Consider the following 19,795-nt stretch of genomic DNA (forward strand, 5'->3'; position numbering starts at 1 on the left):
CGACCTGGCATATCGACCCAGTCCAACAATTCGCCGTAGGATGGGATCACCCCGACCCGTTCTTTCTGAGGAATCGTCATGCCCGCACACCCCGCGCGCCGCCTGCTGCCCTTTGCCGCGCTCGCCGCCACCACCGCTCTGGTGCTGAGCGCCTGCGCCACCCCCGGTTCCGACGGGGACGGCGGAGAGCTCGTCTGGTCCATCGAAGGGGCGAACCTCTCGGCCGGGCACATGGATCCGCAGGTGAGTCAGCTCGACGTTTCCGGCATGGTGCAGCGGGCGGTGCTCGACTCGCTCGTGTTCCAGGAGGATGACGGATCCTTCTCACCCTGGCTCGCGAAGGACTGGACCGTCTCGGACGACAGCACCGAGTACACGTTCACCCTCCGCGACGACGTGACCTTCACCGACGGTGAGAAGTTCGACGCCGCTGCGGTCAAGGCGAACTTCGACCGCATCGTCGACCCCGAGACCGTGTCCGCGCAGGCGGCCAGCATGCTCGGCGCCGACTTCTATGAAGGCACCGAAGTCGTCGACGAGTACACGGTGACGGTGACTTTCACGCAGCCGTACGCCCCCTTCCTGCAGGCCGCGAGCACGCCGCAGCTGGGCTTCTACTCGCCGGCCGTCCTCGAGACCTCGGCGGACAAGCTGAAGGCGGGCGGGCCCGACATCACCGTCGGCACCGGTCCGTTCGAACTCACCGAGTACACCCCGGATCAGGAGATCGTCTACACCCGCAACGACGACTACGCGTGGGGTCCGCACGGTACGAAGGCCCCGAAGTTGGAGACGCTCCGCGTCGAGATCCAGCCGGAGGCGGCCGTCCGCACCGGCGTGGTGACGAGCGGTGAGGCCGACCTCGCCAGCAACATCCCGCCGAACCTCGCGAAAGACCTCGGCGACGGCATCACGGTCGACTCGATCGAGTACCCCGGTCTGCCGTACTCGCTCTACCTGAACGAGAAGTACGGGGTGTTCGCAGACGAGAAGGTGCGTCAGGCGTTCGCCCGCGGCATCGACATCGACGCCGCGGTGGAAGAGATCTACTTCGGCCAGTTCCCGCGTGCATGGAGCATCCTCGGTTCGACGACCCCGGGCTACGACGCGTCGCTGGAGGGCAGCTGGCCGTTCGACCAGGACGCCGCGAACACGCTCCTCGACGAGGCAGGGTGGACCGCACGCGACACCGACGGCATCCGGATGAAGGACGGCGAGCGGCTGTCGGTGCGATGGATCGCCTGGACCCCGGTGCCGGATGACCGTGCCGCTCTCGCGAACGCGATCCAGTCCGACCTCAAGGGGATCGGCTTCGAGGTCGAGCGCGAGGTTCTCGAGCCCGGTGCGTACAACGCGCAATACGAGCCGAAGACCTTCGACCTCACCGACTGGGGTTTCTCGGGCGTCGACCCCGATCTGCTGCGCAGCCACCTGCACACCGACGGGATCCAGAACGCGTCACAGGTGAGCGACCCGCAGATCGACGCACTGCTCGAACAGGCCGTGGCGACCAGCGACCAGGATCAGCGCAATGAGCTGTACGCGCAGCTGCAGCAGTGGAACGCCGAGTACACGGCCATCGTGCCGCTCTACAGCCCCTCGGCGATCACGGCTGTCGGCGACCGCGTCGAGGGCCTGCAGTACGACCTCTACGGTCGGCCGCTGTTCTACGATGTGACGGTCGGCTGAACCACCGGCTGAGCGGAGGGCACGAGTGGTGAAGACTGCTCTCGTCCGCATCGCCGGCCTCGCCGCCTCCGTCGTGCTCGTCCTGTGGGGTGCGGCGACTGTCGCCTTCCTCGCGTTCCGGGTGATCCCCGGAGACCCGGTGTCGGTGATGCTGGGGCCGCAGGCGCAGGTGAGTGACGCGGTCAAGGACGGCATCAGGGCCGATCTCGGGCTCGATCGACCCCCGTTCGAGCAGTACCTCGGCTTCATCGGTCAGCTCGCGCGGGGCGACCTGGGGGAGTCGTACCAGCTGCGGATGCCGGTGACGGAGGTGATCGGGCGTCAACTCGGTGCGACGGTGCAGCTGTCCGTGCTGGCGCTGCTGATCGCCGTCGTCCTCGCGCTCGCCGTGGCGGTGTTCGTCCGCGGGCAGGTCGGACGCACGGTCGCCGCCGGCATCGAGCTGGTCATCCTCTCCTCGCCGGTGTTCTGGATCGGGCTCGTCCTGCTCAGTGTCTTCGCCTTCGGGCTGGGCTGGTTCCCGGTGTCGGGTGCCCGTAACCCCGCCACCCTCGTGCTGCCGGCGATCACTCTGGCGCTTCCCGTGGCTGCGCTGCTGAGTCAGGTGCTGCGCGACGGACTGGTGCAGGCGGAGCGCATGCCGTTCGCCGAGACCGTCCGGGCCCGTGGTGCGAGCCCTTCGTGGTTCACGCTGCGGCACGGGCTCAGACACGGCGCGGCTTCCGGCGTCACCCTGACCGCGTACCTCACGGGATCCGTCCTCGGGGGTGCCGTGCTCGTGGAGACGGTGTTCGCACGCCCGGGTCTGGGCAGGGTCACGCTCGCTGCGATCAACGACCGCGATCTTCCCGTCATCACGGGCATCATCCTGCTGAGCGCCCTGGCGTTCGTCGTGGTGAACCTCGTCGTCGAGCTCGTGCATCCGTTGATCGATCCCCGGGTGGTGGCGGCTCCGTCTCGAGGCACCCGTCGAGGCACCCGATGAAGCGGGCGCAACGCGTGCTGCTGTGGGCCGCCGTCGCCGTCCTCGCCGTGATCGCGTTCTCGGCGCTCTGGCCCGCTGCCCTCGCGACCCACGACCCCCTCCAGACAGAGGTGCGCTCCGCCTTGCTCCCGCCGAGCACGGAGCACCTGTTCGGCACCGACCAGAGCGGGCGCGACGTCTACTCCCGGGTCGTGTACGGAGCCGGACGCTCCCTCGGCATCGGACTACTCGCGACCGTCGTCGCCCTCGCGGTCGGTCTGCTCCTCGGAGCCTTCGCGGGGGTCGCGCCGCGGGGCGTCGACGCCACCGTGATGCGGGTGAACGACATCCTGATGGCCTTTCCCGAATTCCTCGTCGCGCTCGTCGTCGTCGCGGTGCTCGGCCCGGGCACGGTGAACATCGCGATCGCGGTGACGCTGGCCGCGGTTCCCGTGTACATCCGACTGGCACGGGTGCAGACGCAGACCCTCCGGGCCGCCGAACACGTGGAGGCTGCGCGCATCCTCGGGGTGCCGCGAGCGACGGCCTTCCTGCGACACGTCGCTCCCGGTGTGCTCGGGGCGCTGAGCGTGCTGGCGACGATCGGCATCGGGTCGAGCATCCTCGCCGCGGCGGGGCTCAGCTTCCTCGGTCTCGGGCCGTCCGAGCCGACACCGGAGTGGGGACTGATGCTGGCGGGTGGTCGCAACGTGCTCGGGCAGGCATGGTGGATCTCGGTCTTCCCCGGCATCGCGATCACCCTCACCGTCGTCTCGGCGACCGTGGTCGGGCGCATCCTCCGCGCGCGCGGAGACGGGAGGACGGCATGAGCGCTGCACTGCAGGTGCGGGGTCTGCGCATCTCCTTCGAGGGTGAGCCGGTCGTGGACGACGTGTCCTTCACCGTCGACCGCGGAGAGTGCATCGCGATCGTGGGGGAGTCCGGGGCGGGAAAGTCCCTCACGGCACGCGCACTGCTGGGTCTGACTCCCGCGGAGGCCGACGTCGCGCTGGATGAGCTCATCGTGGACGGCACGGACACCGCCGGGCTCACGGAGCACGCGTGGCGTGCGGTGCGCGGCGCCGGGATCGCCCTCGTCTCCCAGGATGCACTGGTCTCTCTCGATCCTCTGCGACGGATCGGGACCGAGATCGCCGAGCCGCTGCTCCTTCATCGGCTCGTCCGCGGACGCGCGGAGCGGGCGGCTCGGGTGCGGGATCTCCTGCGGAAGGTGTGGATGCCGGATCCCGACCGCCGTGCCCGCCAGCACCCGCACGAACTCTCCGGCGGGTTGCGGCAGCGCGCGCTCATCGCTTCCGCGCTCGCTGCGGTTCCGGCCGTGCTGGTGGCGGACGAGCCGACGACCGCTCTCGACGCGACCGTGCAGGCGCGGATCCTCGGGTTGCTGCGCGAGATCACGGATGCAGGAACAGCTCTCGTGTTCATCAGTCATGACTTCGCGGCCGTCCGCCGGATCGCCGACCGCGTCCTGGTGATGAGGGGCGGCGTCATCGTGGAGTCCGGGCCGGTGGCCGAGGTGCTCGAGAATCCACGGCACGAGTACACGAAGCAGCTCCTCGCGGCCACGATCCACGAACCGCGAGCCTCGGTCCCCGCCGACTCGCCGCCGGTGCTGATCGCGGACGGGGTGTCACGGAGCTTCGGCACGGTGCCTGCGGTCATCGACGCCTCGTTCACGTTGAAAGACGGGCGGACGCTCGGCGTCGTCGGCGAATCGGGCTCGGGCAAGACGACGCTGGCCCGCATGATCGTCGGCGTCGACGCACCGGACTCCGGCTCTCTGCAGTGGACCACGGAGCGCAGGGTGCAGCTCGTGCACCAGAATCCGCTCGGGGCGTTCGACCCGCGCTGGACGATCGGCCGTTCGTTGCGTGAGGCGCTGGAAGCCGGGGGAGTGCCTCGCGCTCAGCGGCCGGCGCGCGTAGCCCGGCTCCTCGCCGAAGTCGACCTCGCCCCGGAACTCGCCGAGCGGCGTCCGAGCGCGCTCTCCGGCGGGCAGCGGCAACGCGCGGCCATCGCGAGGGCGCTCGCCGCGGATCCGCAGGTGCTCGTGCTCGACGAACCCGTCTCGGCGCTCGATCCGTCGGTGCGGGAGCGGGTGCTGCGGGTGCTCGCACGGTTGCAGCAGGAACGGCAGCTGACGATGATCTTCGTCTCGCACGACCTCGACGTGGTCGGAGCGGTCGCAGACGAGGTGCTGGTGATGCAGGACGGGCGGATCGTCGAGCAGGGCACCACCGCGGAGGTGTTCGCGACGCCTCAGCACCCGTTCACTCGGGAGCTGCTCGATGCCGGCGGCGCTGCCGGTCGTTGATCGGCCGTCAGTCCTTGATCTGGATGCCGATGCCCGCCGCGATCACCGGAGCGAGCTGCTGCACCTGGAACGAGGTGAGGGTGGCCCCGCGGAGGCTGTTGGCATCGAGGAACGCGACGGCGTCGAGGCCGCGCAGATCCAGGTCTTTCGCCCGCATGCCTCGGGAATCGACCTCATCGGTCGACGTGGAGGTGAACCGCACGCGCGTGAGCTCGGCCTGGGGCATGTCGATCGTTCGGATGGTGCACTCCGAGACCTCGAGGTCGGTGACCTTCGACGCGCCGAGGTTCAGGTAGTCGATGCGCACGTCGCGCAGGTCGAGTTCCGAGATACGCGCCTCGCTCAGGTCGAGCGTGCCGATGCGTCCTCCGCTGATCCGCATCCGCCGCACTCCGGCGTCACGCAGGCGGAGTGAGGCGATCCGCGCGCCCGACATGTCGACGTCGATGACGGTCGCTCCGGTGAGATCGACGGCGTCGGCATCGGCCCTCACGGCGCACTGCTCGAGCGTCGCGTAGGCGAGGTCGACGGTGCCGGTGAGCTCGAGGCTCGACCCCAGGATGTCGGCACTGCGCGCAGCGGCGGCCTGCTCGAGGACGGACGGGAGGTCGGGAGCGGTCACGCGGGGCGGGGCCGGTGATTCCGAGGTGCGGGCCATCCTTTGAGGGTAGGTGCTGCCACGGACAGCGTCGGAGGTCGGATGCCGCGTACACTGGAGGGACGAGCATCGATCCGGCCATCACCGGGGAGCTCTCGGAAGAACGGTGCGGCCCCCGGGCGGCGCTCAGTAGAACCGAGCGGGGCAGGCCCGTCACAGCCGCAGTGAGAGTGGTCGCGTCGCAGGGCGTGGCACGCGAGGTGGTACCGCGGTCCGCGAGGGTCGTCCTCGCAGGAGCATCCGCCACGACGAACACTGCGAGACACGATGACCTACCCCCGTTCCTCCTTCGGCCCCGCCGCCGACTCCGTCGCGCCCAGCCCCCGCTTCCCGCAGATCGAGGAAGAGGTGCTCGCGTTCTGGAAATCCGACGACACCTTCCGCGCCTCGATCGAGCAGCGTGAGGGCGCACCGGAATGGGTGTTCTACGACGGTCCGCCGTTCGCGAACGGCTTGCCGCACTACGGGCACCTCCTGACCGGCTACGCCAAGGACGTCTTCCCGCGTTTCCAGACCATGACCGGCCACAAGGTCGATCGGGTCTTCGGATGGGACACCCACGGTCTGCCGGCCGAGCTCGAGGCCATGAAGCAGCTCGGCATCACCGAGAAGTCGGAGATCGAGGACATGGGCATCGACGTCTTCAACGCGAAGGCGAAGGACTCGGTGCTCACGTACACGCGCGAGTGGCAGGACTACGTCACCCGCCAGGCGCGCTGGGTCGACTTCGACCGCGGCTACAAGACGCTCGACCTCGGGTACATGGAGAGCGTGCTCTGGGCGTTCAAGACCCTGTACGACAAGGGCCTCGCGTACGAGGGATACCGCGTCCTGCCGTACTGCTGGCGAGACGAGACGCCGCTCAGCGCCCATGAGCTGCGCATGGACGACGACGTGTACCAGATGCGCCAGGATCCGTCCGTCACGGTGACCTTCCCGCTCACGGGAGCCAAGGCCGAGGCGCTCGGGCTCACCGGCGTCCGCGCCCTCGCCTGGACGACCACGCCCTGGACCCTGCCGACCAACGTCGCGCTCGCCGTCGGTCCCGACATCGAGTACGTGGCGCTCCCCGCGGGACCGGCAGGTGCCGCCGACGTCCATCAGACGGCGGGGACCGAGGACGCCGCCATCGAGTCCTCCGCGCATCGCTACCTCCTCGCCCGTGACCTCCTCGGTGGCTATGCCAAGGACCTCGGCTACGAGAGCACGGAGGACGCGCTCGCCGCGGTGGACGCGACCGTGCGTGGCGCGCAGCTGCAGGACGTCACGTACGACCGCCTCTTCGACTACTACGCCGACGCCGAGACCTATGGCACCGAGAACGCCTGGCGGATCCTGGTCGACGACTACGTCACCGTGAGCGACGGCACGGGCATCGTCCACCAGGCTCCGGCCTACGGTGAAGACGACCAGCGGGTCGCGGGCGCTGCCGGCATCCCCACGATCCTCTCGCTGGACGACGGTGGCCGGTTCCTCCCGAACGTCACCGATGTCGCGGGTCAGTTGTGGATGGAGGCGAACACGCCGCTGGTGCGCCTGATCCGGGAGAACGGCCGCCTCATCCGGCTCCAGAGCTACGAGCACTCGTACCCGCACTGCTGGCGCTGCCGGAACCCCCTGATCTACAAGGCGGTGTCGAGCTGGTTCATCCGGGTGACCGACATCAAGGACGACCTGCTCGCGAACAACGAGCAGATCACCTGGGTGCCCGAGAACGTCAAGCACGGACAGTTCGGCAAGTGGCTCGAGGGCGCCCGCGACTGGTCGATCAGCCGCAACCGCTACTGGGGCTCTCCGATCCCGATCTGGAAGAGCGATGACCCGGAGTACCCGCGCGTCGACGCCTATGGATCCTTGGAGGATCTCGAGCGGGACTTCGGGACGCTGCCGCGGAACCCCGAGGGCGAGATCGACCTGCACCGCCCCTACATCGACGACCTGACGCGTCCGAACCCGGACGACCCGACGGGCAAGAGCACGATGCGCCGTATCGAGGACGTCTTCGACGTGTGGTTCGACTCGGGGTCGATGCCATACGCGCAGGTGCACTATCCGTTCGAGAACCAGGAGTGGTTCGACTCGCACTCACCGGCGGACTTCATCGTGGAGTACATCGGCCAGACCCGCGGCTGGTTCTACGTCATGCACGTGCTCTCGACCGCGCTGTTCGACCGCCCGGCGTTCACGGGCGTCAGCTGTCACGGCATCGTGCTCGGCAGCGACGGCTACAAGATGTCGAAGTCGCTGCGCAACTACCCGGACGTGTCCGAGGTGCTCGACCGAGACGGCTCCGACGCGATGCGCTGGTTCCTGATGTCGAGCTCGGTGCTGCGAGGCGGAAACCTCGCGGTCACCGAGGAGGGCATCCGCTCGGGCGTCCGCGAATTCCTGCTGCCGCTGTGGAACTCGTGGTACTTCTTCGCGACCTACGCCAACGCCTCCGGTGCCGACGGGTACGAGGCGTCCTGGCGCACGGACTCCTCGGATGTCCTCGACCGCTACATCCTCGCCAGGCTCGGCGATCTGGTCCGCGAGGTACGTGCGGATCTGGAGGGTCTCGACTCGACCACGGCCTCCGCGCGTCTGCGTGACTTCGCCGAGGTGTTGACGAACTGGTACATCCGTCGCTCCCGTGATCGCTTCTGGACCGGCGTCACAGAGGATCCGAAGAGCCGTGAGGCCTTCGACACGCTCTACACCGTGCTCGAGACGCTCACCCGTGTGGCGGCACCCCTCGTGCCGCTCGTCAGTGAGCGCGTGTGGCAGGGGCTCACCGGCGGACGCAGCGTGCACCTGACCGACTGGCCCGACGACGCGCAGTACCCTGCCGCGGACGAGATCCGCGACGCGATGGATGCGGTCCGCGAACTCTCCAGCGTCGGCAACGCCCTGCGCAAGAAGGAGAAGCTCCGCGTGCGTCTGCCGCTCGCGCGCCTCACCGTCGTGTCGCCGCTCGCGGGGACCCTCGGGCAGTTCGAGGACATCCTCCGCGAGGAGCTCAACGTCAAATCCGTCGAGGTCGTGCCGCTCACGGACACGACCGCGGTCGAGTACGGCATCGACCACCGACTGAGTGTGAACGCTCGCGCGGCCGGTCCGCGCCTCGGCAAGGACGTGCAGAAGGCGATCCAGGCCGCACGCTCGGGCGACTGGAACGAAGTGGACGGCGTGGTCATCGCCGGCGGCATCGCGCTGGAGCCGGCGGAGTACGAGCTCGTGCTCGAGACGACGGGTCGTCCCGACGGCGAAGCGCTCGCGATCGTCCCGAGCGGAGGGTTCGTCCTGCTCGACACGCAGACGACGCCCGACCTGGAGGCCGAAGGACTGGCCCGCGACGTCATCCGCGCCGTGCAGGAGACCCGCAAGAACGCGGACTTCGACGTCAGCGACCGCATCCGCCTGGAACTGCGTTTCGCGAGTGCCGAGGACGCGGATGCGGTGGCAGCCGCCTTCGAGGTCGCCGATGTCGCGGGAGAGACCCTCGCGTTGGAGCACGCGCTTCACCGTGACGACGCCGCGCTTCCCGCAGCCGAGTTCACGGCGGACATCCCGAGCGGGACCTACGCCAACCGTGGCGACTTCACGATCGCCGTCACCAGGATCGGAGCAGGCGCATGAGTGACAGGGAACGGGCGGATGCCGTCTACGAGGCCCTGCTGAGCAGGGCGGGAGAGCGCTGGGTGCAGCCTCGCAAGGAGCGCACCGCGCGCATCCTCGCCTTCCTCGACGACCCGCAGCGCACCTATCGCGTCGTGCACCTCACAGGCACGAACGGCAAGACGTCGACGGCACGGATGATCGAGAGCCTCCTCCGCGCGCACGGCTTGCGGACAGGTCTATTCACCAGCCCGCACCTCGAGCGCTTCACGGAGCGGATCATGATCGACGGAGAGCCGATCTCCGACGAGGCGGTGGCGGATGCGTGGGACGAGATCGAGCCGTTCGTCGACATCGTCGACGCCGAGTTCGAGGCCGCGGGAGACGCGCCGCTGACGTTCTTCGAGCTGCTCACGGTGCTGGCCTTCGTCGCGGTGGCGGATGCTCCGGTCGACGTGCTGGTGCTCGAGGTGGGCATGGGCGGTGAGTGGGATTCCACGAACACGGCAGACGGCGACGTCGCGGTGTTCGCGCCGATCGACATCGACCACGCGGACCGCCTGGGCGGGACGATCGCGGAGATCGCGCAGACCAAGGCCGGCATCATCAAGGAAGGTGCCGCGGTCGTATCCGCGCAGCAGCCCCCGGAGGCCGCCGAGGTCCTGCGCCGAGTGGCGGCCGAGCGCAACGCGACCATCGCGTTCGAGGGCGAGGAGTTCGGTCTCACCGAGCAGAAGCTCGCGGTCGGTGGGCAGCTGATCAGCGTCCGGGGACTGGCCGGGGAATACGCCGAGGAGTACCTCCCGCTGTACGGCGCTCACCAGGGTCACAACGCCGCACTCGCCGTCGCGGCCGTCGAATCGCTGATCGGCGGTGCGTCTCAGGCGATCGCCCCGGACATCATCTCCGACGGCCTGCAGGGCACGACGTCGCCCGGCCGGTTGCAGCTGCTCGGCATCGCGCCGACCGTGATCGTCGATGCCGCCCACAACCCGCACGGTGCCAAGGCGCTCGCGCAGGCTCTGGACGACAGCTTCGACTTCGATGAGTGGGGTCTGGTGCTCGGCGTACTCGCCGACAAGGACGCCGCGGGCATCGTCGCGGAGCTGGCACCACGGGCCGCGCACGTGTTCGCCACGGCTCCGGAGTCCGATCGCGCGAGCGACGCGGATGCGATCGCCGACCTCGTCGAGCAGACCGGACAGCGCGCGACCGTGCATGACTCGCTCGCCGACGCCGCCGACGCCGCCCGTGAGTGGGCCGCATCCTCCGATCGTCGTGCCGTGATCATCGCCGGTTCCGTCGTGCTCGCCGGCGAGGCGATCGCCCTGGCCGAGGAAGAGGACTGGAAGTCGGGGTGGCGCGCATGACCGCGAATGCGCCTGCCGCGCGATCGCCTCGGCCGCCGCGCACCCTCGTGCAGAAGCTCGCGCCCGTCGTGCTGGGGTTCGAGGCGATCGTGGTGTTCCTGGTCGGGCTCACGATCTTCGGGCTGCGACAGCTTCCCGAGGGCATCGAGCAGTGGTGGGGGATCGTCGGCGGAGCAGTCCTCGCGCTCGTGTGCATCCTCATCGCCGGCATGATCACGAAGCCGTGGGCACTTACCGCCGGATGGGTCGTCCAGGCCCTCGTCGCCCTGTCGGCGTTCTTCGTGCCGGCGATCCTGCTGGTCGTCCTGATTTTCGGCGGCATGTGGGCGTATGCGACCATCGGAGGGGCTCGATTGGACGCACGACGTTCCGCGGCTCCCACGACCGAGACTCAGACAGAGAGTGAATGACATGGCCACCGAAGAAACCCTCGTCCTCGTCAAGCCCGATGGCGTCGCCCGCGGCCTCACCGGCGCGATCCTCGCCCGCATCGAGGCGAAGGGGTACGCCCTCGTCGACATCCGCCTGGTGGAGCCCGACCGCGACCTTCTCGCCGAGCACTACGCCGAGCACGAGGGCAAGCCGTTCTACGAGCCGCTGCTCGAGTTCATGCTCTCCGGCCCGTCCGTCGCGATCCGCCTCGCGGGCAACCGGGTGATCGAAGGATTCCGCTCGCTCGCGGGAACCACCGACCCGACGACCGCCGCGCCCGGCACGATCCGCGGAGACTTCGGCCGCGACTGGGGACTCCCCGTGCAGCAGAACCTCGTGCACGGTTCGGACAGCCCCGAGTCGGCTGCACGCGAGCTCGGCATCTGGTTCGACTGAGTCCGTCCGCCCGCACGCCGACGAAAAGCCCGCCCGCCGAATCTCGGCGGGCGGGCTTCTCGTCTGCGGAGACCGCGGATCAGAAGAGGATCCTGCTCATCTCGCCCAGGAAGTCGAGCCCCTGGAGCTGTGCGAGGAGGATGATCAGCGCATAGGCGACGATCGTGGCAAGCGGCACCCACGGCATGAGCGTGTCGGCGCGGGCCATGATCTTCTCGTTCCGGGTGAACGTGCCGTTGCGGGTCAGATGGACCATCGTCGCGAAGAAGGTGGGGATCGTGACCGCCCACGTGACCATGCACCAAGGGCAGAGGACGAAAAGGTCGTAGAGGCTCTGGCCGATGAGCCAGCACACGAGGCCGAAGGCGAACGTGATGCCGAGTCCGAACGCCGCCCAGAACCAGCGGGGGAACCGTGCGCCGGCGAGGATCGCGACGCCCACCACCAGGGGCGCCATCCATCCGGTGAGGCCCATGATCGGATTGGGGAAGCCGAAGACCGATCCCTGCCACGACTCCAGGTTCGTGCTGCACTGGATGAAGGGGCTCAAGTCGCAGGCGAGGGCTTCCTTCGGGTTCTCCAGCAGTGCGAACTTCTCGACGGTCAGCTCGAAAGCGGCGAACCACCCGATGACGCTCGCGATGATCAACCACACGGCATAGAAGACGGGGCGGGTGCGCTGCTCGCTCATACGGGCGATTATCTCAGCGGCGGCTATGGATAGGACGACAACAGGCCGGAGAAAACGCGCTGGTCACGACCTGATGCCATGAACGGGGCCACTTGGTGCGATAATGGCCTGTGACGCGATGAACGGCCCCGCCGCGACACGCGTCGACGCAGACTTCGGGGTCCTATGCCCCACGCGATCAGAGCCATGAGCCGGTCGCACACCGAGTGAGTTCGCGGAACCCGCGGGTACCGCATGAGATTTCATGGAGCACCCAGTGCTCCGTGCAGGGAGTAAGCCAGAGATGGCCGATGAGAACAATGACAACAACGTACCTGCCCTCGATCTCCCGGCTGACGCCGCGGATGCGCTGACGGAGCCCGCTGCTCCGGAGGCCGACGAGCTCACCGGGTCTTCGAGCGACGACGCCGCGGCAACGGAGGCCGCCGCAGACGCAGCCGATGCCGCTGCGGACGCTGCCGCGGACGATGTCGCCGCAGGGTACGCCGCCGCCGAGGACGCCGCAGCCGCCGCCGATGACGCGGCGGATGCGGTCGCACGCGACGCCGCCGATCACGACGAGGCACGTGAGGGCACTGACTCCGAGAGCACTGACTCCGAGAGCACTGACTCCGAGAGCTCCTCCGACGCTGGCGAGAGTGCCGTGGCCGAGGCCGCTGCGGACGAGCAGGATGCGAAGACGGAGCCGGCGGAGGAGAAGCCCTCGACGGACGAACCCCCTGTCGAGGAAGCGCCCGCTGCTGCCGCCGAGACAGCTGCCCCCGAGGCTGCTGCTCCCGAGGCGCCGGCTCCGGTGACCGCTGTGTCGCTGGGCCTGCTGCCCGAGGTCTTCGTCTCGCAGGTCTCCACCCAGCTGCACTTCTACGCTCCGGAGATCGTGCCGCTGCCGGCGCGTCCCGGTCGCGAGCGCGTCTTCGACCGCATCGCCGACCGCGATCAGCCGCAAGACGAGTCCGCGCCGCGCGGTCGCGGACGTCGCCGTCGTGGCGGCTCGGACGGGGATGACCAGCGCGACGAGCCGCGCCAGCGTCAGCGTGTCGTCGAGTACATCACGGAGCCGAAGGCCATCAAGGGTTCGACCCGTCTCGAGGCGAAGAAGCAGCGCCGCCGCGATGGGCGCGACGCCGGCCGTCGTCGTCCGGTCGTGACCGAGGCCGAATTCCTCGCGCGCCGCGAGTCCGTCGACCGCAAGATGGTCGTGCGCTCCAAGAACGGTCGCACTCAGATCGGTGTACTGGAAGACGGCGTCCTCGTCGAGCACTACGTCGCCCGCAACCAGGATGCGTCGCTGATCGGCAATGTGTACCTGGGTCGTGTCCAGAACGTGCTCCCGAGCATGGAGGCCGCGTTCGTCGACATCGGTCGTGGTCGCAACGCCGTGCTCTACTCGGGTGAGGTCGACTGGGACGGCGTCGAGACGGGCAATCAGCCGCGGCGCATCGAGCTCGCGCTGAAGCCGGGTGACCGTGTGCTCGTGCAGGTCACGAAGGATCCGGTCGGGCACAAGGGCGCGCGCCTGACGAGCCAGATCTCCCTCCCTGGCCGCTACCTCGTGTACGTCCCCGGCGGGTCGATGAACGGCATCAGCCGGAAGCTCCCCGACAACGAGAGGGCGCGCCTCAAGCGCATCCTCAAGGAGGTCCTCCCCGAGTCCTCCGGCGTGATCGTCCGCACCGCGGCCGAGGGAGCGACCGAAGACCAGCTCACGCGCGACGTGCAGCGTCTCACCTCGCAGTGGGAGCACATCCAGAAGCAGGTCGAGAGCCAGCAGGCGCCTGCGCTCCTGCACGCCGAGCCGGACCTGCTCGTCAAGATCGTGCGTGACGTCTTCAACGAGGACTTCACGAAGATGCTGATCCAGGGGGAGGACGCGCAGCAGACGATCCGCGCCTACCTGGAGAGCGTCGCGCCCGACCTGCTCGAGCGGGTCGAGGCGTACGAAGACGAGACGGACCCGTTCGATGCCTTCCGCATCACGGAGCAGATCGAGAAGGCCCTCGACCGCAAGGTCTGGCTGCCTTCGGGTGGGTCGCTCGTGATCGACCGGACCGAGGCCATGACGGTCGTCGACGTCAACACCGGCAAGTTCGTCGGCTCGGGGGGAAACCTCGAGGAGACGGTCACCAAGAACAACCTCGAGGCGGCCGAGGAGATCGTCCGCCAGCTGCGGCTGCGCGACATCGGCGGCATCATCGTGGTCGACTTCATCGACATGGTGCTGGAATCCAACCGTGACCTCGTGCTCCGTCGTCTGATCGAGTGCCTGAGCCGTGACCGGACGAAGCACCAGGTCGCCGAGGTGACCTCGCTCGGTCTGGTGCAGATGACCCGCAAGAAGCTCGGTCTCGGCCTGCTCGAGACCTTCAGCGAGGCGTGCGAGGTCTGCGCCGGCCGCGGCGTCATCGTGCATCATGATCCGGTCGTGAAGCACCGCTCGGGCAACAGCAACGGCGGCAGCAACGGAAACGGTCAGGGCGGTCGTCGCCAGCGCGGCGGCAACGGCGGGAACGGTCAGAGCCAGAGTGCTCCGGCGGCCCCGCACGTCACCCACAGCATCACCGAGGGCGCGAAGTCCGCGCTGGCTCAGATCGCGGCGTCGACCATCGCTCCCGCTGCGGACGGGACGGCGGAGACGCCGGCGCCGGTCGCAGCGGACGAGGCACCCGTGGCGGCGGAGCGCCCCAAGAAGGCACGCAAGAAGCGCGGCGGGGATCGCAAGGGGCCCAAGAGTCCCGCGGAAGAGCTTCTCGATTCGGTGCTCGACGCGCTTCCCGAGCCGAAGGCTCCGGGGCAGGGTCGAGGACGCCGTCGGGTGAGCACGGCGGCGCTGACCGGCACCCCGGTGTCGGTGAACTCCGAGCCGTCAGCGCCGGTCGCGGGCGCGGACTCGGAGTCCTGACGCGATCAGCCGGCGCACCAGCTCCTTGCCCTGCACCTGCTGGGCGCCGGCGGCGACGAGTCGGGGGATCATCTCCTGCGGCACGTCGTAGTGGTCGAGGTCGAAGGCGCGCGCGGGGACGTCGTGCGCCCTCGCGAAGTCGTGCAGCTCATCGAGGCTCTCATCGCTCACCAGATGCGCCCACAGGCGTCCGTGAGCGGGCCAGAGGGGGGAGTCGACGAGCACGGTCACCTGGTCAGCCTACGACCGTGCCGTCGGGTCGGGACGCTGAACGCGAGCGAGAACCGCCGGAGTCGGCGTGGCTTTGCGACACCGACCCGCATCCGGTAAAGTAGTCCCTTGGTGCGTATGCCGCGTCTTCCTCGTCGGTTGAGGCGGAGAGCCTTGCGTTCGCGCCCGTCGTCCTGCGACGCATGCAAGCAACAGTCTTCCCGTGACATTCTCGGAGCCGAAGTGCTCCCCAACGAAACAAGGTATGAAGTGGTTTACGCAGTAGTGCGCGCCGGTGGGCGGCAGGAGAAGGTCGAGGTCGGCACGATCGTTCAGCTCGACCGTGTCAAGGCTGCCCAGGGCGAGAAGATCGAGCTGGCCGCTGTGCTGCTCGTCGACGGCGCCACGGTGACCACCGACGCTGACTCGCTGGCGAAGGTCAAGGTCACGGCTGAGGTCATCGGCAACCTCCGCGGCCCGAAGATCATCATCCAGAAGTACAAGAACAAGACCGGCTACAAGAAGCGTCAGGGCCACCGCCAGGAGCTCACGCGCGTCAAGATCACCGGCATCAAGTAAGCCCGAGGGGACTAGGACATGGCACATAAAAAGGGCGCAAGCTCAACCCGTAACGGTCGTGACTCCAACGCTCAGCGCCTCGGCGTGAAGCGCTTCGGCGGTCAGCAGGTTCTCGCCGGCGAGATCATCGTCCGTCAGCGCGGCACGCACTTCCACCCCGGCGTCAACGTCGGCCGTGGTGGCGACGACACGCTGTTCGCTCTGGCCGCAGGCGCGGTCGAGTTCGGCGCGAAGGGCGGCCGCAAGGTCGTCAACATCGTCGCTGCAGCTGAGTGATCTCAGCGCGACACTAGTCATCCGGTTCGGGGCGGGCTTCGGCTCGCCCCGTCCGTGTATCTGCACACCGAAACAACACAGGAACTCAGGGGAACCAGGACATGGTCACGTTCGTCGATACCGTCACACTGCACCTTCGTGCGGGTAAGGGCGGCAACGGCTGCGTCTCCGTGCACCGCGAGAAGTTCAAGCCGCTGGGTGGCCCGGACGGCGGCAACGGCGGTGACGGCGGCGATGTCGTCCTCGTGGCCGACCCGCAGACCGGCACGCTGCTCTCTTACCACCACTCGCCGCACCGCTCCTCCGGCAACGGCGGCCCCGGTATGGGCGATCACCGATCCGGATTTTTGGGCGAGACGCTCGAGCTCCCCGTTCCAGTCGGCACCGTGGTGAAGAACACCGCGGGTGACGTCCTGATCGACATGATCATCCCCGGTGAGCGTTTCGTGGTCGCCAAGGGGGGAATGGGCGGACTCGGCAACGCTGCGCTGGCCACCCCGAAGCGCAAGGCTCCCGGTTTCGCCCTGCTCGGGACTCCCGGCTACGAGGGCGACGTCGTCCTCGAGCTGAAGACGGTCGCCGACATCGCTCTCGTCGGGTACCCGTCCGCGGGCAAGTCGAGCCTGATCGGGGCCATCTCCGCGGCCCGCCCGAAGATCGCCGAATACCCGTTCACGACGCTCCATCCGAACCTCGGAGTGGTCCAGGTCGGCGACTTCCGCTACACGGTCGCCGACGTGCCCGGTCTCATCGAGGGTGCGAGCGAGGGGCGCGGACTCGGTCTCGAGTTCCTCCGTCACGTCGAGCGATGCTCCGCGCTGCTGCACGTGCTCGATTGCGCCACGCTGGAGCCTGGACGCGACCCGATCTCGGATCTCGACGTCATCCTCGCCGAGCTCGGCGCCTACGAGGTTCCCGAAGGCCAGACCCCTCTGCTCGAGCGGCCGCAGTTCGTGGCTCTGAACAAGGTCGATGTCCCCGAAGCCCGCGATCTCGCTGAGCTGGTGCGTCCCGACCTCGAGGCCCGCGGGTTCCGTGTGTTCGAGATCTCCACGGTCTCGCATGAGGGACTGCGTCCGCTCACCTTCGCACTGGGTGAGCTCGTCGAGAAGCACCGCGCAGAAGCGGCGGTCGAGACGCCGCCGGAGCGCGTGGTCATCCGCCCGCGCGGCTCCAAGAAGGACTTCTCCATCCGTGTCGAGGGCGGCACGTATGGCAACGTGTACCGCATCCTGGGGGAGAAGCCGGTGCGGTGGGTGCAGCAGACCGACTTCCAGAACGAGGAGGCCGTGGGATACCTCGCCGACCGTCTGGAGAAGCTCGGTGTCGAGGATGAGCTCTTCCGCCTCGGCGCGGTCCAGGGCTCGACCGTGGTGATCGGCGAGGGCGACAGCATCGTCTTCGACTGGGAGCCCACCATGTCCTCTGCCGCGGAGCTGATGAGTGCTCCCCGTGGAACAGACCCTCGCCTCGCCCCCAACGCTCGTCGGACGACGTCGGAGCGCCGCGAGCAGTACTACGAGCGCATGGACGCCAAGGCGGAAGCGCGTGCCGAGGTGGAAGCGCAGCGTCTCGCCGCATACCGCGAGGACGGCGAGTGACCGCACGAACCCGCGCGGATCTCGCGACCGCGTCCCGCATCGTCGTCAAAGTCGGCTCGTCGTCGATCAGCGGTGACTCGTCGTGGCGGATCCCCGTCATCGTCGAGGCCTTGGCCGCTGCCCATGCGCGCGGTGCTGAGGTCGTGCTGGTGTCGTCCGGGGCGATCGCGTCCGGGATCCCGTTCCTCCGGCTGGACGCCCGCCCCACCGACCTCGCGACGCAGCAGGCTGCGGCGGCCGTGGGGCAGAACATCCTCCTGTATCGGTACCAGGAATCGCTGCGCCCGTTCGACATCGTCGCGGGACAAGTGCTCCTGACGACCGGTGACCTCGAGAACCCCACCTCGCGCTCCAACGCGCGACGTGCGATGGAGCGCCTGCTCGGTCTGCGCACCCTCCCGATCGTGAACGAGAACGACACGGTCGCCACGCAGGAGATCCGGTTCGGAGACAACGACCGCCTCGGCGCCCTGGTCGCCCAGTTGATCGAGGCGGACGCGCTCATCCTGCTCAGCGACATCGAGTCGCTGTACACGAAGCCTCCGACGGACCCCGACGCCGAGCCGATCGACATCGTCGCGCCTGACGCCGACCTCACCGGACTGGAATTCGGATCGACCGTGGTCAACAGCGTCGGCACCGGCGGCGCCGCCACCAAGGTCTCGGCAGCGCGCCTCGCCGCGGCCTCGGGTATCGGCGTCCTCGTCACCAGCGCCGACCTGGTGGATCAGGCACTCTCCGGTGCGGAAATAGGAACCTGGTTCGAACCCGCCACCTCCTAAACTGGGCGGATGACCGACCAGACCCCGCAGGTGCGCCTGGAGCGCGCCAAAGAGGCCTCCCGAGCCACCGCAGCCCTCACGAGCGACGACAAGGCCCGGGTGCTCGAAGCGATCGCCGTCGCGCTCCAGGAAGCTGCGCCGCGCATCATCGAAGCGAACGGTCGCGACATCGAACGTGGCCGTGCGGACGGTATCGGGGAGTCGTTGATCGATCGTCTGCGCCTCGATGAGAAGCGCGTCGCCGCGTTGGCCGCGGCCGTGCGCGAGGTCGCCTCGCTGCCCGACCCGGTCGGCCGTGTGGTGGGCGGACACCGGATGCCCAACGGGGTGGCACTCGAACAGGTGCGGGTGCCGTTCGGGGTGGTCGGCGCGATCTACGAGGCGCGTCCCAACGTGACCGTCGACATCGCCGCGCTCGCACTCCGCTCCGGAAATGCCGTGGTGCTGCGAGGTGGCACTGCCGCACGCGAGTCCAACACGGTGCTCGTCGAGGTCATGCGCGGAGCGATCGAGCGGGCAGGACTCACGGCGGAGGCGATCCAGACCGTCGACGACTTCGGGCGCGACGGAGCGAAAGCCCTCATGCACGGTCGTGGGTTCATCGACGTCCTGATCCCACGGGGGAGCGCCGGCCTGATCGAGGCGGTCGTGACGGAGTCCACCGTGCCGGTCATCGAGACGGGAGCGGGGAACGTGCACATCGTGCTCGACGAGACCGCCCCTGACGAGTGGGCGCGCGACATCGTCGTGAACGCCAAGGTGCAGCGGCCGAGCGTGTGCAACGCGGTGGAGACGGTGCTCGTGCATCGACAGGCGGCGCCGCGGCTCGTGCCGCTGGTGGCCAGCGCCCTGCAGAGTGAGGGGGTCGCGATCCACGGTGACGACGTGGTGGCAGGTCTCATGTCGAATGTGATCCCCGCCACGGAGGAGGACTGGGCCACCGAGTACCTGAGCCTCGATATCGCGATGAAGGTCGTGGACTCGCTCGACGAGGCACTCGACCACATCCGTCGGTACAGCACAGGTCATACCGAGTCCATCATCACGACGGACTCACGCAACGCGGAGCGCTTCCTCGCGGAGGTGGACTCGGCTGTCGTGATGGTGAATGCCTCCACCCGTTTCACCGATGGCGGCGAGTTCGGTTTCGGCGCGGAAGTCGGCATCTCGACCCAGAAGCTGCATGCGCGCGGACCGATGGGCCTCGCCGAACTGACCAGCACGAAATGGCTTGCGCGTGGATCGGGGCAGACCCGCGGCTGAGCGCTAGACTGGGAGACGCTGTACCTCACAGGATCCCGAACAGCACGCCACGA

The 19,795-nt window shown here is 68.5% G+C and carries 17 protein-coding genes; 14 read left to right on the forward strand and 3 right to left on the reverse strand.

All coding sequences use genetic code 11. The features are described from left to right. Positions 1 to 78 precede the first annotated feature (78 nt). The 4 genes from LVJ59_RS00815 to LVJ59_RS00830 are packed head-to-tail and all read left to right on the forward strand — an operon-like array spanning position 79 to position 4,988. Complete coding sequence (locus LVJ59_RS00815; RefSeq protein ID WP_232761676.1) at positions 79 to 1,689, forward strand: ABC transporter substrate-binding protein; 1,611 nt, start codon at positions 79 to 81, stop codon at positions 1,687 to 1,689. 28 nt (positions 1,690 to 1,717) lie between these two features. Further along, the gene (locus LVJ59_RS00820) at positions 1,718 to 2,674 is read left to right on the forward strand and encodes an ABC transporter permease (RefSeq protein ID WP_232761677.1); all 957 of its coding nucleotides are present in this window, start codon (positions 1,718 to 1,720) and stop codon (positions 2,672 to 2,674) included. Continuing rightward, entirely contained in the window at positions 2,671 to 3,483 is an 813-nt protein-coding gene (locus tag LVJ59_RS00825; RefSeq protein ID WP_232761678.1) for an ABC transporter permease, read from the forward strand. The genes LVJ59_RS00820 and LVJ59_RS00825 overlap by 4 nt, the downstream gene beginning before the upstream one ends. Beyond that, the gene (locus LVJ59_RS00830) at positions 3,480 to 4,988 is read left to right on the forward strand and encodes an ABC transporter ATP-binding protein (RefSeq protein WP_232761679.1); all 1,509 of its coding nucleotides are present in this window, start codon (positions 3,480 to 3,482) and stop codon (positions 4,986 to 4,988) included. Before LVJ59_RS00825 ends, LVJ59_RS00830 begins: the two co-directional genes overlap by 4 nt. A gap of 7 nt (positions 4,989 to 4,995) precedes the next feature. On the opposite strand, the gene LVJ59_RS00835 is transcribed toward LVJ59_RS00830, so the two are convergent. Further along, positions 4,996 to 5,646, reverse strand: coding sequence for a pentapeptide repeat-containing protein (locus LVJ59_RS00835; RefSeq protein ID WP_232761680.1), 651 nt, complete (start codon positions 5,644 to 5,646; stop codon positions 4,996 to 4,998). A 267-nt stretch (positions 5,647 to 5,913) separates the two neighbouring features. On the opposite strand from LVJ59_RS00835, the gene ileS reads away from it, so the two are divergent. Genes ileS through ndk form a run of 4 tightly spaced genes read left to right on the forward strand, consistent with a single transcriptional unit; the run spans position 5,914 to position 11,441 of the window. Continuing rightward, positions 5,914 to 9,264, forward strand: a complete 3,351-nt coding sequence (gene ileS / locus LVJ59_RS00840) for an isoleucine--tRNA ligase (RefSeq protein WP_232761681.1) — start codon at positions 5,914 to 5,916, stop codon at positions 9,262 to 9,264. After that, positions 9,261 to 10,613, forward strand: coding sequence for a folylpolyglutamate synthase/dihydrofolate synthase family protein (locus tag LVJ59_RS00845; protein WP_232761682.1), 1,353 nt, complete (start codon positions 9,261 to 9,263; stop codon positions 10,611 to 10,613). The genes ileS and LVJ59_RS00845 overlap by 4 nt, the downstream gene beginning before the upstream one ends. Further along, positions 10,610 to 11,023 carry a DUF4233 domain-containing protein gene (locus LVJ59_RS00850; protein WP_227991679.1) on the forward strand — a complete coding sequence of 138 codons (414 nt, stop codon included), beginning with the start codon at positions 10,610 to 10,612 and terminating at the stop codon, positions 11,021 to 11,023. Before LVJ59_RS00845 ends, LVJ59_RS00850 begins: the two co-directional genes overlap by 4 nt. Position 11,024: 1 nt before the next feature. Next, on the forward strand, positions 11,025 to 11,441 hold the full coding sequence (gene ndk / locus LVJ59_RS00855) for a nucleoside-diphosphate kinase (RefSeq protein WP_047524000.1): 417 nt from the start codon (positions 11,025 to 11,027) through the stop codon (positions 11,439 to 11,441). A 79-nt stretch (positions 11,442 to 11,520) separates the two neighbouring features. On the opposite strand, the gene LVJ59_RS00860 is transcribed toward ndk, so the two are convergent. Beyond that, positions 11,521 to 12,132, reverse strand: a complete 612-nt coding sequence (locus LVJ59_RS00860) for a vitamin K epoxide reductase family protein (RefSeq protein WP_232761683.1) — start codon at positions 12,130 to 12,132, stop codon at positions 11,521 to 11,523. A gap of 283 nt (positions 12,133 to 12,415) precedes the next feature. Here LVJ59_RS00860 and LVJ59_RS00865 point away from each other — a divergent pair, with 283 nt between their 5' ends. After that, positions 12,416 to 15,031 carry an Rne/Rng family ribonuclease gene (locus tag LVJ59_RS00865; protein ID WP_232761684.1) on the forward strand — a complete coding sequence of 872 codons (2,616 nt, stop codon included), beginning with the start codon at positions 12,416 to 12,418 and terminating at the stop codon, positions 15,029 to 15,031. On the opposite strand, the gene LVJ59_RS00870 is transcribed toward LVJ59_RS00865, so the two are convergent. Continuing rightward, positions 14,996 to 15,262 (reverse strand): DUF4031 domain-containing protein, encoded by a 267-nt coding sequence (locus LVJ59_RS00870; protein ID WP_232761685.1) that lies wholly within the window; start codon positions 15,260 to 15,262, stop codon positions 14,996 to 14,998. The genes LVJ59_RS00865 and LVJ59_RS00870 overlap by 36 nt on opposite strands. Positions 15,263 to 15,511: 249 nt before the next feature. On the opposite strand from LVJ59_RS00870, the gene rplU reads away from it, so the two are divergent. The 5 genes from rplU to LVJ59_RS00895 all read left to right on the forward strand — a co-directional run bounded on the left by rplU (position 15,512) and on the right by LVJ59_RS00895 (position 19,742). Beyond that, positions 15,512 to 15,820, forward strand: coding sequence for a 50S ribosomal protein L21 (gene rplU / locus LVJ59_RS00875; protein WP_028501602.1), 309 nt, complete (start codon positions 15,512 to 15,514; stop codon positions 15,818 to 15,820). Positions 15,821 to 15,838: 18 nt separating this feature from the next. Further along, positions 15,839 to 16,096, forward strand: a complete 258-nt coding sequence (rpmA, locus tag LVJ59_RS00880; RefSeq protein WP_017202370.1) for a 50S ribosomal protein L27 — start codon at positions 15,839 to 15,841, stop codon at positions 16,094 to 16,096. Positions 16,097 to 16,197: 101 nt separating this feature from the next. Then, positions 16,198 to 17,697 carry a GTPase ObgE gene (obgE, locus tag LVJ59_RS00885; RefSeq protein WP_047519869.1) on the forward strand — a complete coding sequence of 500 codons (1,500 nt, stop codon included), beginning with the start codon at positions 16,198 to 16,200 and terminating at the stop codon, positions 17,695 to 17,697. Then, positions 17,694 to 18,479, forward strand: coding sequence for a glutamate 5-kinase (gene proB, locus LVJ59_RS00890; protein WP_047519871.1), 786 nt, complete (start codon positions 17,694 to 17,696; stop codon positions 18,477 to 18,479). The genes obgE and proB overlap by 4 nt, the downstream gene beginning before the upstream one ends. Positions 18,480 to 18,488: 9 nt before the next feature. Beyond that, positions 18,489 to 19,742: a glutamate-5-semialdehyde dehydrogenase gene (locus tag LVJ59_RS00895; protein ID WP_232761686.1), complete on the forward strand. Its 1,254-nt coding sequence runs from the start codon at positions 18,489 to 18,491 to the stop codon at positions 19,740 to 19,742. The last annotated feature ends 53 nt before the right edge of the window (positions 19,743 to 19,795 follow it).

This window comes from Microbacterium sp. KKR3/1 (assembly GCF_021272365.1).
GTDB classification, from domain to species: domain Bacteria; phylum Actinomycetota; class Actinomycetes; order Actinomycetales; family Microbacteriaceae; genus Microbacterium; species Microbacterium aurugineum.

What these genes read in the sequence shown, in the direction of transcription:
- LVJ59_RS00815 (WP_232761676.1), top strand. Translation starts at nt 79, where the DNA reads ATGCCCGCACACCCCGCGCGCCGCCTGCTGCCCTTTGCCGCGCTCGCC.
- LVJ59_RS00825 (WP_232761678.1), top strand. Translation starts at nt 2,671, where the DNA reads ATGAAGCGGGCGCAACGCGTGCTGCTGTGGGCCGCCGTCGCCGTCCTC.
- LVJ59_RS00830 (WP_232761679.1), top strand. Translation starts at nt 3,480, where the DNA reads ATGAGCGCTGCACTGCAGGTGCGGGGTCTGCGCATCTCCTTCGAGGGT.
- LVJ59_RS00835 (WP_232761680.1), bottom strand. Translation starts at nt 5,646, where the DNA reads ATGGCCCGCACCTCGGAATCACCGGCCCCGCCCCGCGTGACCGCTCCC.
- ileS (WP_232761681.1), top strand. Translation starts at nt 5,914, where the DNA reads ATGACCTACCCCCGTTCCTCCTTCGGCCCCGCCGCCGACTCCGTCGCG.
- LVJ59_RS00845 (WP_232761682.1), top strand. Translation starts at nt 9,261, where the DNA reads ATGAGTGACAGGGAACGGGCGGATGCCGTCTACGAGGCCCTGCTGAGC.
- LVJ59_RS00850 (WP_227991679.1), top strand. Translation starts at nt 10,610, where the DNA reads ATGACCGCGAATGCGCCTGCCGCGCGATCGCCTCGGCCGCCGCGCACC.
- ndk (WP_047524000.1), top strand. Translation starts at nt 11,025, where the DNA reads ATGGCCACCGAAGAAACCCTCGTCCTCGTCAAGCCCGATGGCGTCGCC.
- LVJ59_RS00860 (WP_232761683.1), bottom strand. Translation starts at nt 12,132, where the DNA reads ATGAGCGAGCAGCGCACCCGCCCCGTCTTCTATGCCGTGTGGTTGATC.
- LVJ59_RS00865 (WP_232761684.1), top strand. Translation starts at nt 12,416, where the DNA reads ATGGCCGATGAGAACAATGACAACAACGTACCTGCCCTCGATCTCCCG.
- rpmA (WP_017202370.1), top strand. Translation starts at nt 15,839, where the DNA reads ATGGCACATAAAAAGGGCGCAAGCTCAACCCGTAACGGTCGTGACTCC.
- obgE (WP_047519869.1), top strand. Translation starts at nt 16,198, where the DNA reads ATGGTCACGTTCGTCGATACCGTCACACTGCACCTTCGTGCGGGTAAG.
- LVJ59_RS00895 (WP_232761686.1), top strand. Translation starts at nt 18,489, where the DNA reads ATGACCGACCAGACCCCGCAGGTGCGCCTGGAGCGCGCCAAAGAGGCC.